Annotated in this window: 11 protein-coding genes and 1 riboswitch; of the genes, 8 read left to right on the forward strand and 3 right to left on the reverse strand. The window is 61.0% G+C overall.

The window, feature by feature from the left end:
- Positions 1 to 24: 24 nt before the first annotated feature.
- The 3 genes from AF71_RS22450 to AF71_RS22460 all read right to left on the reverse strand — a co-directional run bounded on the left by AF71_RS22450 (position 25) and on the right by AF71_RS22460 (position 3,614).
- A complete protein-coding gene (locus AF71_RS22450; protein ID WP_113469716.1) occupies positions 25 to 1,158 on the reverse strand; it encodes an iron-containing alcohol dehydrogenase in 1,134 nt (377 codons plus the stop codon).
- 351 nt (positions 1,159 to 1,509) lie between these two features.
- Positions 1,510 to 2,697, reverse strand: a complete 1,188-nt coding sequence (locus AF71_RS22455; RefSeq protein WP_169683153.1) for an exo-alpha-sialidase — start codon at positions 2,695 to 2,697, stop codon at positions 1,510 to 1,512.
- 11 nt (positions 2,698 to 2,708) lie between these two features.
- The gene (locus tag AF71_RS22460; RefSeq protein ID WP_018855852.1) at positions 2,709 to 3,614 is read right to left on the reverse strand and encodes a dihydrodipicolinate synthase family protein; all 906 of its coding nucleotides are present in this window, start codon (positions 3,612 to 3,614) and stop codon (positions 2,709 to 2,711) included.
- Between the two features lie 306 nt (positions 3,615 to 3,920).
- Between AF71_RS22460 and AF71_RS22465 the strand changes: the two genes are divergently transcribed.
- The 8 genes from AF71_RS22465 (at position 3,921) to thiC (ending at position 13,559) form a co-directional block, all read left to right on the forward strand.
- Complete coding sequence (locus AF71_RS22465) at positions 3,921 to 5,570, forward strand: ABC transporter substrate-binding protein (RefSeq protein ID WP_018855853.1); 1,650 nt, start codon at positions 3,921 to 3,923, stop codon at positions 5,568 to 5,570.
- A 142-nt stretch (positions 5,571 to 5,712) separates the two neighbouring features.
- Positions 5,713 to 6,669, forward strand: coding sequence for an ABC transporter permease (locus tag AF71_RS22470; protein WP_025658110.1), 957 nt, complete (start codon positions 5,713 to 5,715; stop codon positions 6,667 to 6,669).
- Between the two features lie 2 nt (positions 6,670 to 6,671).
- Positions 6,672 to 7,631 (forward strand): ABC transporter permease, encoded by a 960-nt coding sequence (locus AF71_RS22475; RefSeq protein WP_169683155.1) that lies wholly within the window; start codon positions 6,672 to 6,674, stop codon positions 7,629 to 7,631.
- The gene (locus tag AF71_RS22480) at positions 7,631 to 8,638 is read left to right on the forward strand and encodes an ABC transporter ATP-binding protein (protein ID WP_018855856.1); all 1,008 of its coding nucleotides are present in this window, start codon (positions 7,631 to 7,633) and stop codon (positions 8,636 to 8,638) included. Before AF71_RS22475 ends, AF71_RS22480 begins: the two co-directional genes overlap by 1 nt.
- On the forward strand, positions 8,638 to 9,630 hold the full coding sequence (locus AF71_RS22485) for an oligopeptide/dipeptide ABC transporter ATP-binding protein (protein WP_113469714.1): 993 nt from the start codon (positions 8,638 to 8,640) through the stop codon (positions 9,628 to 9,630). The genes AF71_RS22480 and AF71_RS22485 overlap by 1 nt, the downstream gene beginning before the upstream one ends.
- Positions 9,627 to 10,691, forward strand: coding sequence for a four-carbon acid sugar kinase family protein (locus tag AF71_RS22490; RefSeq protein WP_169683157.1), 1,065 nt, complete (start codon positions 9,627 to 9,629; stop codon positions 10,689 to 10,691). The genes AF71_RS22485 and AF71_RS22490 overlap by 4 nt, the downstream gene beginning before the upstream one ends.
- Positions 10,692 to 10,694: 3 nt before the next feature.
- Positions 10,695 to 11,480, forward strand: a complete 786-nt coding sequence (locus AF71_RS22495) for a FadR/GntR family transcriptional regulator (protein ID WP_192242058.1) — start codon at positions 10,695 to 10,697, stop codon at positions 11,478 to 11,480.
- A gap of 47 nt (positions 11,481 to 11,527) precedes the next feature.
- A riboswitch (TPP riboswitch) is annotated at positions 11,528 to 11,639 on the forward strand.
- A 93-nt stretch (positions 11,640 to 11,732) separates the two neighbouring features.
- Positions 11,733 to 13,559: a phosphomethylpyrimidine synthase ThiC gene (gene thiC / locus AF71_RS22500; RefSeq protein WP_169683159.1), complete on the forward strand. Its 1,827-nt coding sequence runs from the start codon at positions 11,733 to 11,735 to the stop codon at positions 13,557 to 13,559.
- Position 13,560 lies beyond the last annotated feature (1 nt).

A 13,560-nucleotide genomic window follows, 5' to 3' on the forward strand; every position in this document is an offset into this window, starting at 1 on the left:
GTCCTCTTTGAATGGAAGCGCGCCTTAGAAGGCGGCTTCGTAGATCGAGCGGATATCGGCGCGCGACAGGTCGCGCGGATTATTGTCGAGCAGGCGGCGGATGGCAAAGGCATCCTCGGCCATCGCATCCAGATCGCTTTCCGGAACGCCGAGGCAGGAGAGTTTCATCTCAATCCCGAGTTCGGCGCAGAAGGAGTAGGCGGCATCGAACACCGACGCGATCTCGTCGGAGGTCTCGCGACCAAGCGCGTCCATGACGGCACGGGTCTTTGCGGGCACGGCCGGGGTGTTGAATGCGAGAACATGCGGAAAGATCAGGGCGTTTGCCGCGCCATGCGCGACATGCCAGCGTGTACCGAGCGGATAGGCGAGTGCATGGCCGCCAGCCGTATTGACCGGGCCAAGACAGAAGCCGCCATAGAGCGAGGCAAGCGACAGGCCCGCACGCGCCTCGGCGTCGGATCCGTCCTTGACCGCCCGCGCGAGATACTTTCCGACCAACCGCGTACCCTCGATGGCGTAGAGATCAATCATCGGATGCGCCTTGCGATTGGTGAATGCCTCGACACAATGTGCCATGGCATCGACGCCCGTCGCTGCGGTCGTGCGCGCAGGCACGCTGAAGGTAAGCGCCGGGTCGACAACCGCGATATCGGCCAACATGTGCATGCTTTCGACGGCGAGCTTCGCCATCGTCTTCGGGTCTGTGACCAGAGCTCTGATGCCGGCCTCGCTTCCCGTGCCTGATGTGGTCGGCACCTGCGCCAGAGCAACGCGGCGCGGTCCGTGGACCTTGTTCGGTCCTACGACGTCATGAAGCGTTTGCGATGAGCCGGCGAGAACAGCTGCGAGCTTGGCAAGATCCATGGCGCTCCCGCCGCCGAAGCCGACCACAAGCTGCGCATCCGCCGCGTTCGCCGCCGCCAGCACCTTGTCGAGATTGGTAATGTCGGGCTCGGGCGTCACATCGGCAAACACCGTGACCTCACCCTTGAGGGCAAGCGCATCGACCCGCGTCGCATTGAAGGCGTCGGAAATGACGAGAGTCCGGCGATAACCCTTCTCGCCGGCCCACTTGCCGAGCCGCTCCGCCGTACCGACACCGAACTCGATCAGATGCGGCCGAACGATTGTGATAGGCGAATCCAAGCTAACCACCGGACCAGTCCTCCCCTGCAAGTGCTAGCGACACATCAGGTCGCAAAAGATGTAAATTTGTTATACAATGATCGTGTATTTGGCAAGCGACACATTCGATAGTGTCGAAATAAATCGCATTTCTCCTCGAAACCATCGCAGGAAAGAAGATCCATTGCATAAGCTAACATATTGAAATTGATTATAACACTCATGCGATCCGTTGTTTGGCGGCGCCGAGAGAGCCAGCACCGAATCGTCGGAAGTAGGGCGCAAAAGTTGTCAAAAACAAACACGCAATCCAACGCGTTTCATGCTCTGATGAAGCCGGGTCGGATCGATGAGGTTCACAACTGACAACCTGTGAAGGCGTCAGGCAATCATATCCGCCGAAAGCCGGACGTATTTGATGGCTCGGCGATAGTAGGTATAGGCGATGTGCACGGCGCCATCTGGTCCCTGGACAATCGAAGGGTAGGAAAACTCGCGATTCACCGAGTCCTTCGAGTTGTTGCTCAGGCAATATCCATCGCCGGTATCGAGGTCGATACGACGTGGGAAGCTTGCGCCGCCGTCGTTGGAGAAGGCGAGACTGAGCGGGGCGCGGGGAACGCCCCAGACGGCCTTGCGGCGCTCGATCGCCGGTGCTGACGCCGCCTTGATCTCATCGTCACCTTCGATCTCATCGTAGAGCGAAAGGCGCCGAGCGTCCGACATCGACGCATTGGAATGGTTATAAACCATTGCTATCACGCCGTTTTTGAGCTTTGTCGCCTGAATTGACGAGTTGTTGTTCGGCAGATCGATCGGCTGCGGCACACTCCAATGCTCGCCGCCATCACTCGAGCGACTGCACAAGACGGATTCGGCGAACCGATTTCGATAGAAGGCGACAAGGTTGCCATCGTCTGTCGGAACGATGTTCATATGGACCGCCCCAATGCTATCAGGGACCTCGGTCATAGCCCAACTCTCACCTTGGTCGCGGGAGATCAGCACGCCTGCCGTGTCCACGTCGCCAGTCCAGCGCTCGCCGGGCAATCCGATGCAGCGAAAGACCGGCAGGAGCCAAGCGCCGGCCTTGTTGACGATGATCGGCTGGCGAACAAAGGTGCCTGGGATGTCGCAGAGAAGGCGGACCTCTCCGAAGGTTTTGCCGCCATCCTCGGAGGTCCGACATTTGACAACAGAACCATCCTGATTCCCCGAGGTCTGCGAGGTGTAAAGCAGCCAGACTTTTCGATCTGGAGCCGTGAAAATCAGCGGATTCTGCTCGGATTTGGTCGGGTCGTCGGACATTTTCTCCGGCTGCGACCAAACATTGGCATCCGGGGCAAGCCGCGACATGTAAATGGAAATGTCGCCCATCCCCTCCATCGTGCCGCCAAACCAAACGCAGGTGAGCGTCCCGCCAGGCAGAAAGGCGAGGTTGGCGGCATGGTTCTGGATGCAAGGGGAGGGCAGATAGGCATCTGCGCGCCCCCTTTCGTTCGCGTTCGCGACGATCTCTCCGGTCATCAGCGCCGGAACGGCCTCGGCTGGCAAAGCTGTGGAACTCATGGTCGCGCTCCCTACGGCAGCTTGGCGTAGGCTTCGGAAAGCGCGACGTAGTCGGCATCGCTGATCGGCATCAGCGGCGCGCGCGTGCGCTTCCAGGCAGCGTTGCCGGTCTTCAGCCCGACCATGGCCTTGATGGTCGGGATCTGCACGTAGGAATTGGAAAGCGTTCTATAGGCGTTGATGCGAGCCTGGGCGGCCTCGACGGCGCCGGCCTGCGTCTCGTCATGCACCTTGTCGTATACGGTTCGCAGCGAATTCGCGACGAGATTGGAGGTTGCCGTGATGCAGCCCGCACCTCCGGCCTTCAGCAGCGGCAAGAGCAGCGGATCGGCGCCCGCCAACACGGAGAAGCCCGGATAAGCTCCGATGATCGCCTGCATGTTATTGAAATCGCCGGCCGATTCCTTGATCCCGACGACCGTGTCGGGGAAGGCTTCTATCAATCGGCCGATCAGCGGAATCGAAAGCGGAACGCCCGAAACCTGCGGGATATGGTAGAGAATGACCTGCAGCCGGGCGTCGGCGATCTTTTCCAGGACCTGCGAGTAGGCGGCGAATAATCCGTCGTCGGAGACTCCCTTGTAGTAGAAGGGCGGCAGCATCACGACCTTCGTCACGCCGAGCGAAAGGGCGTGCTTGGTCAATTCGACGGTTTCAGGAATGGCAACGACACCCGTCCCCGGGAGCAGCTTGTCGGCCGGCACGCCCGCCTTGAGCGCTGCCTCGAGAATTGCACGGCGCTCGCTGGAGGAGAAAGAGTTTGCTTCCCCCGTCGTGCCCAGCAGGGCGATGCCGTGGCACCCTTCCTGCAACAGTCGCTGGCAGTGCTCGGTGAAAAGGCTGAGATCCGGGCTGCCATCCGCATTGAGTGGCGTCGCGGCCGCGCTAAATACGCCTGTAATCTTGTGATTGCTCATATCGTCCTCCTCGGATGAACGCCGCGAAAAAAGCGGCAGCGACCGGAAATCCGGCCCGCAAGATGGCGTTTTCTTCATCCCCTGAAGCTTTGTTGTCAATATGACAATACAGAGAGCGTCAGTTGTGATTTTTTAACATGTTGAAAAAACTAAAGAAAATATTTCGTTCGTTTTGCCGAGAGCGCCATCGATTAATTTATGTTGACATATTTACATTATCGAGCGAGTGTCTGCGCCATGTCGTGACGCACTTTCGGGAACAGAGTGAAAGTGGTGCCGTCACTGATTTTGTCATGGGAGGACACGATGACTGATCGGAATGAAGGGAATATTGCGCAGAAAGCGCAGATGTCGCGTCGCGACGCGTTGAAGCTTGGCCTCGCCGCCGGCGTCGGCCTCACAATCTTCGGCATGAATGCTCGCATCGTGCTGGCCGATGACGGTCAGGTGTTGAAGGTTGCCAATCCGGCCTTCAACCAGGATTGGTCGCCGTTGCGCGGTGGCGGCGTTCCGTTCCGCTGGAACTCGATCTGGTGGGCCTCGCCGATGTATTTCGACAGCGAAGGCAAGATCAAGCCATACGTCTTCACCAGCTGGGAGTCGCCAGACAACAAGGTCTGGACCTTCAAGATCGATCCCAAGGCTGTCTTCTCGGATGGCAGCAAGATCACCTCGGCTGATGTCAAGGGATCCTGGGAAGTGGCCTCCATGCCCAACACCAAGAGCCAGCGTGCCGACCAGGTACTGAGCAAGGTTCAGGGTTACAAGGAAATCGGCGCCGGTTCCGGCAACGAACTGACGGGCGTCGCCACGCCTGACGAAGGCACCGTCGTTGTGACGCTGGCGGAAGCCGACCCGATCTTCTTCATGCGCCTTGCCAACCATATCGCACCGATCACCAAGGCCGCGCAGTCTCGTGGTAGTGACGGCGAGGAAGTGGCGGACTGGTACAAGCCCGACAGCAGCGCCGTCTATTCCGGCCCGTTCAAGCTGACGAGCATCGACATCGACGCCGGCAAGCTGGTGTTCGAGCCGAACGAGAACTTCTTCGGGCCTAAGCCGAAGCTCGCGCGCATCGAAATCACCTCGATCGAAGACAACGTCACCGCGACGTCGCTCATCAAGTCCGGCGAGTTCAACGCACATACGGAACTGGTCACCTCGACGATTATCCAGGACCTCGGCCCCGAATTCTCCGCCGGTCCGCTGATCCCGACCAGCCAGCACTTCTGGTTCAACGTCACCCGCGCACCGATGGACGATCCGAAGGTTCGCCAGGCATTGATCATGGCGATCGATCGCGACGGCCTCTTCAAGGCTTCCTATCCTGACGGTCCGCACAAGAAGGCCGACCAGATCCTGAATTCCGTTCCCGGCGCCGAAAATTCCGGCTTCGAGCCCTATCCGTACGATCCGGCCGCGGCAAAGAAGCTGCTTGCCGAATCGACCTACGGTGGTCCGGAGCGCCTGCCGAAGATCCTCTTCGTCGGCATTTCCGCCCCGGCTATCGAGGCTGCGGCCCAGTTCATTGCCGAGCAGTGGCGCCAGAACCTCGGCATCACGGCCGTCGACATGAAGCCGCAGCAGGACTCCTATGCCGGTCCGGACCAGAACGCCGTCCAGATCTTCCGCGACGACGTCGGCACTCGTGTTCCCGATGCCGTTTCCTATCTCGCCGGCTGCATCGCCTCGACCTCGTCGAACGCGCAGAACAAGCTTGGCGGCTACAAGAACGACAAGGTCGATGCGGCACTTGCCGAAGCGGCAACGAAAGCCGTCGATGATCCGCAGCGCGTCAAGCTCGCCCAGGATGCCCAGAAGGCATTCCGCGACGATTGGGCATTCATTCCGTGGTATTCTCAGGCGATGTCCCGCTGGGCCACCAAAGAGGTCAAGGGAATGGAGAAGAACCTCGACTGGCAGGTCGTGGCGCCCTGGGACATTTCGATCGGCTGAGCCGGCACGAAACTCTGAAACAGATAGCCCTCGGGCACATTAGCAACCGCGCGAAGACCGCAAGGCCTTCGCGCAAGTTTCAAGAAGACATCGCATGTCCGCCTTGACGCGGAAGGTGTCTGCCAACCGGTGGGAGATGACCTTGTTACGCTATGTGCTGACCCGGTTTGCCATCTGGATTCCGTCCGTGCTGATCGTAATGCTGGCCGTCTACGCGCTGGCTTTCTACGGCGCCGGCGATCCGATCAAGTTGATCTTTCTGCGCGCACCCGGCGACGTCGCCTACAATCCGCAGCGCATCGAAGCCATCCGCGAAAGTGCCGGCCTGAACAGGCCCTTCATCGAACAGTTCGCCCTTTACATCTGGAACCTGCTGCATGGCCAGTTCGGCAATTCGCTGACATCCGGCCGCTCGGTCTGGGCGATGGTGTCGGCCGCAGCCCCCGTTTCTTTCAAGCTTGCGCTCTGTTCCATCATCCTGACGACTGTTATCGCCATTCCGCTTGGCATGATCGCCGCGATGAACCAGAACAGCCGCCTCGATTATACGATCCTCGGCAGCGCGCTCTTTCTGTGGGCGATCCCGGCCTATGTCGCCGGCCCGCTGCTGATGGTCGGCCTTATCGTGCTGCTGCCGATGGTCAAGGTGCCGTATGGCTGGGGTGGTGTTTTCGATGTGCGCATCCTGTTGCCGCTCATCGTGCTCTCATTTCAACCAATCGCGCTGATCGTCCGCCAAACGCGCGCCGCCGTCATCGAGGTGCTGTCTGAAGATTTCGTCCGCACCGCCCGCGCCAAGGGCGTGCCAGAGATGGTCGTAGCGCTGCGCCATATCCTGCGCCCGGTGCTGACGCCCGTCGTGACACAGCTCGGCCTGATCATGATCACCATTGTCAACGGCGCGATCTTCGTTGAGCTCGTCTTCGGTCTTCCCGGCCTCGGTCGCCTGACCGTGCAGGCGCTGACCAATTCAGACTACCCCGTCATTCTGGCGATCACGCTCATCGGATCCTTCCTGGTGATGATCTCGAACCTTCTGGTCGACGTTCTCTATCCGCTGCTTGATCCGCGTGCCAACGATGCAAGAAGGAGCCGCTGACCATGTCCGCCATCCCTCTCTCTCCCGTCGCAGCTCAGGAAGAAGCACCCGTCAGCCTGTGGCGCGACGCCTGGTATCGCCTGAAGCGCAACAAGCTTGCCGTCTTCGGCCTGATCGTCGTGGCAATCCTCGCTTTCACAGCGATCTTTGGCCCGTATCTGACGCCCTATGACTACCTGAGCCAGAATCTGCAGGCCCGCAACGCCGTTCCATCGCTGCAACATCTCTTCGGTACCGACGACCTCGGCCGCGATGTGTTCAGCCGTGTCGTCTTCGGCACCCGCACGGCCTTCCTGGTCGCGGTCATCGTCACAGTCATCGCCGTATTTATCGGCACGATCCTTGGCGCGATCGCTGGCTTCTTCGGCAATCCGTTCGACCGCGTCATCATGTGGCTGACGGACATGACCATGTCGGTGCCGAACCTGCTCCTCGTCGTCGTCATCAATGCATCGCTGAAGTCCCCCATCACCAAATGGATGGAGGCGCAGTATCTGGCGACGCTCAATCCCTTCTATCGCCAGACGGTCTGGGTCGACTTCATTCTGGTCTTCGGCTCGATGGCGTTGATCTCCTGGCCGCCCTATGCGCGTCTCGTTCGCGCCCAGGTGCTGTCGATCCGCAGCCGGCCCTACATCACGGCCGCGCAGGCGCTCGGCCTTTCGAACTGGATCATCATGAAGCGCTACGTCGTTCCGAATGCGCTTGGCCCGTTGATCGTCTCCGTCAGCGCCGGCCTTGGCACCGCGATGGTTCTGGAAAGCGCCTTCAGCTTCCTCGGCATCGGCGTCAACCCGCCGACCCCAAGCTGGGGCAACATGATCTCGGACGGTCTGCGCGTCTGGCAGCACTATCCGCATCTGCTGGCCGCCCCGGCAGCCGTTCTCGGCCTTGCCTCGGTCGCCTTCAGCTTCCTCGGCGATGGCCTCAACGACGCACTCAATCCGCGGGGTTCGAAGTGATGAACACCACCCGATCCAACGAAAAACTCCTCGATGTCCGCGGCCTGACGGTCGAAATCGATGGCAGAAACGGCCCGGCGGTCGTGGTCGATGGCATCGATCTGCACGTCAACAAGGGCGAGACGCTTGGCGTCGTCGGCGAATCCGGCTGCGGCAAGAGTCTGACCATGCTGAGCCTGATGCGGCTTCTACCCAACAAGATCAAGGTCACCAAGGGATCCGCGAGCTTCGACGGCCACGACCTGCAAAAGATGTCGAACAAGGAACTGCGCAAGGTGCGCGGCGGCGACATCGGCTTCGTCTTCCAGGATCCGATGACCTCGCTCAACCCGGTGATGCGCATTGGCGACCAGATCTGCGAGCCCTTGATCTATCACCGTGGAATGAAGAAGGCCGATGCGCGAGTCCGCGCTGTCGAACTGCTGCGCCTCGTCGGCATTCCCGGGCCGGAAGAGCGCCTGCAAGCTTATCCGCATGAACTCTCCGGCGGCATGCGCCAACGTGTGATGATCGCGATCGGCCTTGCCTGCAACCCGAAACTGCTGATCGCTGACGAACCGACGACGGCGCTCGACGTCACCATTCAGGCGCAGATCGTCGATCTGGTGAAGGATCTGCGCGCCAAGCTCGGCATGTCGGTTGTCTGGATTACCCATGACCTGGCGCTGATTGCCGGTCTCGTCGATCGTGTCGCCGTGCTTTATGCCGGAACCGTCGTCGAGGATGCCCCGGTTGACGAGCTTTATGCCCGCCCAAGCCATCCCTATACGCGCGGTCTGCTCGCCTCGATTCCGAAGCTCTCGGATGCGCCCGCAAGCCGGCTCTCGTCCATCGGCGGTACGCCGCCGGAGCCGGGTCGCCGCCCCAAAGGCTGCCCCTTTGCCCCACGCTGTCCGCTGGCGGAAGCCATTTGCCACGAGCGCGTACCGAAACTCGAACCGCTGTCAGGCGCCGGAAACCACCGTACGGCCTGCTTCGTCGTCCAGAAAATGCAGGAGGCTGCGTGATGGGTGCACAACCGCTGCTCAAGGTCGAAAACCTCGTCAAGCATTTCCACGTCAAGCTCGGCGCCTTCGGCGAGCGTTCGGCGACCGTCTATGCGCTGGACAACGTCAATCTCGACATCATGGAAGGCGAAACCCTCTCGCTCGTCGGCGAATCCGGCTGCGGCAAGTCCACCACCGGCTTCACCATCCTCAACCTCTACAAGGCGACATCAGGCAAGGTCGTCTACAAGGGCCAGGACCTGGCGACCCTTGATGAAAAGCAGATGCGGCCCTTCCGCCGCGACCTGCAGATCGTCTTTCAGGATCCCTATTCGACGCTCAACCCTCGCATGACGATCGGTGAGGCAGTCGGCGAACCGATCCTCTTCCACAAGCTCTGCACCAAGGCGGAGCTCAAGGACAAGATCGCCAACCTGCTGACCGACGTCGGCCTGCCAACCCGCTTTGCGCAGCGCTATCCGCATGAACTCTCCGGCGGCCAGCGGCAGCGCGTCGTCATTGCCCGCGCGCTTGCTTGCCAGCCGAAATTCATCGTCTGCGACGAAGCGATCTCGGCGCTCGACGTCTCGATCCAGGCGCAGATCATCAATCTCCTGCTCGACCTGCAGGAGAAGTATGGCCTGACCTACCTGTTCATCGCCCACGATCTGGCCGTCGTGCGCCATATCAGCACCCGCGTCGGCGTCATGTATCTCGGTCGCCTCGCGGAACTTGCGACGCGCGAGGAGCTGTTCGAGAACCCGCTGCACCCCTACACCAAGGCACTGCTGTCAGCCGTTCCGGAAACCGATCCGGAGCTGGAGCGCACGCGCAAGCGCCAGATCCTGCAGGGCGACGTGCCGAGCCCGCTCAACCCACCGAGCGGCTGCCGCTTCCACTCGCGCTGCCCGATCGCCATGGACGTGTGCAGCAAGGTCGTGCCGGAATGGAAGGAAGCCAAGCCTGGCCATCTCGTCGCCTGCCACGCTGTCAACTCAGGACAGACTGCATGACGCTGAAGGTCGCGATCATCGCTGACGATTTGACCGGCGCGCTCGACACGGGAACCCCCTTTGTCGACGCCGGACTTTCCGTCGCTGTCGCGATCGACGTCAGTGCCATATCGGAAACGCTTGCGACCGGTTGCGAGGTCGTGGTGGTCAACACGGCTTCGAGAGCTCTCCCGGAGGAGGAAGCGGCAGGAAGGGTCAGCGCTGCGGCGAAGGCCCTTCTTGCCGCCTCGCCTCAAATCGTTCTGAAAAAGATCGACTCCCGGCTCAAGGGGAACGTTGCAGCGGAAAGCGTAGCTTTGGCTACCGTCTTCGGTCACGAGACAATCGTGGTGGCGCCGGCCATTCCCGATCAGGACCGTTTGACCCACAACGGTCACGTCGTCGGTCGTGGTGTCGACAAGCCGCTGCCGATTGCCGAGCTTTTCGATGCAAGTGGTGGAACCGAAGTGCTGGTCCGCGATGCCGAAACGGACAGCGATCTCGACCAAGTGGTTGAGGCACGCGATTGGAAGAGGGCCCTTGCTGTCGGCGCCCGCGGTATCGGAGCTGCACTTGCCCGCAAGATCGGACAGTCGAACAGGACAAGCAACGCTTTTGCCGCATCGAGCCGGACCGTCTTTGCCTTCGGCTCCCGCGACCCGATCACAACAGCACAAATGGCCAGGCTGGAGGGTACCGGCTGCCTCGCCGCTGCCATCGATGCATCCATGGGAGCAGTGCCTTCCGACGCACAAGTTGGCTTGCCGTTACTCGTCCGCTGTACTGGCGAAATCAGCGGCGAAGCCGTGGCAGTTGCCGACCGCTTCGCAAAAGGCGTAAAATCCATCATAGAGATGACGCGCCCGGACATGCTGATGGTCGGCGGTGGCGATACGGCACTGGCAGTTTTTCGCGAGCTCGGCATTCGGGTTCTGAGGCCGCAGGGCGAAATCGAGGCGGGTATTCCGTGGTTCGACGTCGTAACGGCAGACGGCCTGCGTCTGCGCTGCGCGGTGAAGTCCGGGGGCTTCGGTAATTCGGATAGTTTGGTAAGACTGATCGCGCAGAATCAGGCGGCATAGGACATGCCGACGGGGAGAGTGAAGGTGGACGAAGCAAACGGTGTACCGGCGAATGCGCAAGCGGCGCCTGCGGCAAAGCCGGAGCGCGGCAAGGCCGTCAAGCTGGTCGATCGCGTCTTCGACCAGTTGCAGGAGCGTATCCGCTCGGGAAACTATCCGCCGGATTCGCGGCTTCCCGGTGAGCATGAGCTTGCATCGATGCTCGGCGTGTCGCGTCCGATCGTGCGCGACGCCTTGGCACGGTTGCGCGATCAAGGCATCGTCTATGCCCGTCAGGGAGCCGGCACCTTCGTCAGCGCCCACGGTTCGCCGACGACGCAGCTTTCCTATTCGCCGGTCAAGACGATCGCCGATATCCAGCGCTGCTACGAGTTTCGACTGACGATCGAGCCTGCCGCCGCCTACTTTGCTGCCAAGCGCCGTGACGAAGCGGCGATCCAGAGGATTGCCGCAGCGCTCGCCGATCTGCGCGAGGCGACCAGCCACCAGCTCCATCGCACCGACGCCGACTTCACCTTCCATCGGGCCGTCACCGAAGCCGCCAACAACCACTATTACACAGCCTCGATCGATGCCCTGAAGGCCCACATCGCCGTCGGCATGCACCTTCACGGCCTATCGCTGCTTGGTCCGCGTCAGGGCCTCGAGCAGGTCTACGAGGAGCACAACAAGATCTACCTCGCCATCGTCGAAGGACGTGCGGAAGACGCGCGGGCTTTGATGAAGGCGCATCTTGAGGGTTCGCAGAGCCGCCTCTTCGAAGGCCGCGCTCTGGACCTTTCCATGTAGTTGCGGCAGTCGGCTTGACAGCTTTGCTGCTCTGGCTCTAACCTTTTGACATTCACCAGGGGGGTCCCGGCAAGGGGCTGAGATACTGCTATCGTGCGCAGTGACCCGTTGAACCTGATCCAGTTCATACTGGCGTAGGGACGGTGCAAGCGCTCGAAAGCATTGGATTCACGCGTGGAATCCGTGCCGGCGTCTTTTCATCATTCCGGCTGAGGACTGGGTCTCCAAACTTAAAACTTGGAGCCTCAAACCATGAATATTGCCGCAAAGACCATCACCCCGACCGTTACAACAGGCCCCCTACCGGCCTCTCGGAAAATCTACATCCCTGGGGACATTCACCCCGATGTCCGCGTGCCGATGCGCGAAATCAGCGTCCACCCGACATCGGGCGAGCCACCGGTCACGGTCTATGATTCCTCCGGCATCTATACGGTCGAAGGCGCTGACATCAGCATCGAGCAGGGGCTTCCGGAACTGCGCCGCAGCTGGGTGCTCGCGCGCGGCGACGTCGAAGCCTATCGGGGTCGCCAGGTGCGCCCCGAGGATAACGGCTTTGCCAGCGGCGAGCGGCTGACGCCGGAATTTCCCGCCAAGCGCCAACCGCTCCGCGCCAAGGACGGCAAGGCCGTGACCCAGCTCGCCTATGCGCGCGCCGGTATCATCACGCCCGAGATGGAGTTCATCGCCATCCGCGAAAATCTCGGCCGCAAGGCTAAGGCCGAGGCAATTGTGCGCGACGGTGAGAGCTTCGGCGCCCATATTCCCGATCACGTCACCCCGGAATTCGTCCGACAGGAAGTCGCCGTCGGCCGCGCCATCATCCCCGCCAACATCAACCACCCGGAAGCCGAGCCGATGATCATCGGCCGGAACTTCCTGGTGAAGATCAACGCCAATATCGGCAACTCCGCCGTCACCTCCTCGATGGCCGAAGAGGTCGAGAAGATGGTCTGGGCCGCGCGCTGGGGCGCCGACACCGTGATGGATCTCTCCACCGGCCGCAACATCCACAACATCCGCGAATGGATCATCCGCAACTCGCCGCTGCCGATCGGCACCGTGCCGCTCTATCAGGCGCTGGAGAAGGTCGAGGGTATCGCCGAGAACCTGACCTGGAAGGTCTATCGCGATACGCTCATCGAGCAGGCGGAGCAGGGCGTCGACTATTTCACGATCCATGCCGGCGTGCGGCTTCACTACATCCCACTTACGGTCAACCGCGTCACCGGCATCGTTTCACGCGGCGGCTCTATCATGGCCAAGTGGTGTCTTCATCACCATCGCGAAAGCTTCCTTTACGAGCATTTCGAGGAGATCTGCGACATCTGCCGCGCCTATGACGTCTCCTTCTCGCTCGGCGACGGCCTGCGTCCGGGTTCGATTGCCGACGCCAACGACGCCGCACAATTCGCCGAGCTGGAGACCCTCGGCGAACTGACGAAGATCGCCTGGGCCAAGGACTGCCAAGTCATGATCGAGGGCCCGGGCCATGTCCCGATGCACAAAATCAAGGAAAACATGGACAAGCAGCTCGCCGTCTGCGGCGAGGCGCCTTTCTACACGCTGGGACCACTGACGACAGATATCGCCCCGGGCTATGACCACATCACTTCGGGCATCGGTGCTGCGATGATTGGCTGGTTCGGTACGGCGATGCTTTGCTACGTCACCCCGAAGGAGCATCTGGGTCTCCCCGACCGCAACGACGTGAAGACCGGCGTCATCACCTACAAGATCGCCGCCCACGCTGCCGATCTCGCCAAGGGTCACCCGGCAGCTCAATCGCGCGATGATGCGCTGTCGCGCGCCCGCTTCGAATTCCGATGGGAGGATCAATTCAACCTGTCGCTCGATCCGGAGACGGCCCGCAGCTTCCACGACGAGACGCTGCCGAAGGAAGCGCACAAGGTGGCGCACTTCTGCTCCATGTGTGGCCCGAAGTTCTGCTCGATGCGGATTTCGCACGACATCCGCGCTGAAGCGCAGAAAGAAGGGCTCGACGCCATGGCGGCGAAATACCGCGAGGGTGGCGATCTCTATATGCCGATCGATACCATCCAAGAGTCGCGTGACTGAG

It is taken from the genome of Rhizobium sp. 57MFTsu3.2 (genome assembly GCF_012932765.1).
Taxonomy (GTDB): Bacteria; Pseudomonadota; Alphaproteobacteria; order Rhizobiales; family Rhizobiaceae; genus Rhizobium; species Rhizobium altiplani.

Excerpts from the sequence above, each read along its gene's own strand:
- thiC (WP_169683159.1), top strand. The coding sequence starts at position 11,733 with ATGAATATTGCCGCAAAGACCATCACCCCGACCGTTACAACAGGCCCC.
- AF71_RS22465 (WP_018855853.1), top strand. The coding sequence starts at position 3,921 with ATGACTGATCGGAATGAAGGGAATATTGCGCAGAAAGCGCAGATGTCG.
- AF71_RS22475 (WP_169683155.1), top strand. The coding sequence starts at position 6,672 with ATGTCCGCCATCCCTCTCTCTCCCGTCGCAGCTCAGGAAGAAGCACCC.
- AF71_RS22485 (WP_113469714.1), top strand. The coding sequence starts at position 8,638 with ATGGGTGCACAACCGCTGCTCAAGGTCGAAAACCTCGTCAAGCATTTC.
- AF71_RS22480 (WP_018855856.1), top strand. The coding sequence starts at position 7,631 with ATGAACACCACCCGATCCAACGAAAAACTCCTCGATGTCCGCGGCCTG.
- AF71_RS22455 (WP_169683153.1), bottom strand. The coding sequence starts at position 2,697 with ATGAGTTCCACAGCTTTGCCAGCCGAGGCCGTTCCGGCGCTGATGACC.
- AF71_RS22490 (WP_169683157.1), top strand. The coding sequence starts at position 9,627 with ATGACGCTGAAGGTCGCGATCATCGCTGACGATTTGACCGGCGCGCTC.
- AF71_RS22495 (WP_192242058.1), top strand. The coding sequence starts at position 10,695 with ATGCCGACGGGGAGAGTGAAGGTGGACGAAGCAAACGGTGTACCGGCG.
- AF71_RS22460 (WP_018855852.1), bottom strand. The coding sequence starts at position 3,614 with ATGAGCAATCACAAGATTACAGGCGTATTTAGCGCGGCCGCGACGCCA.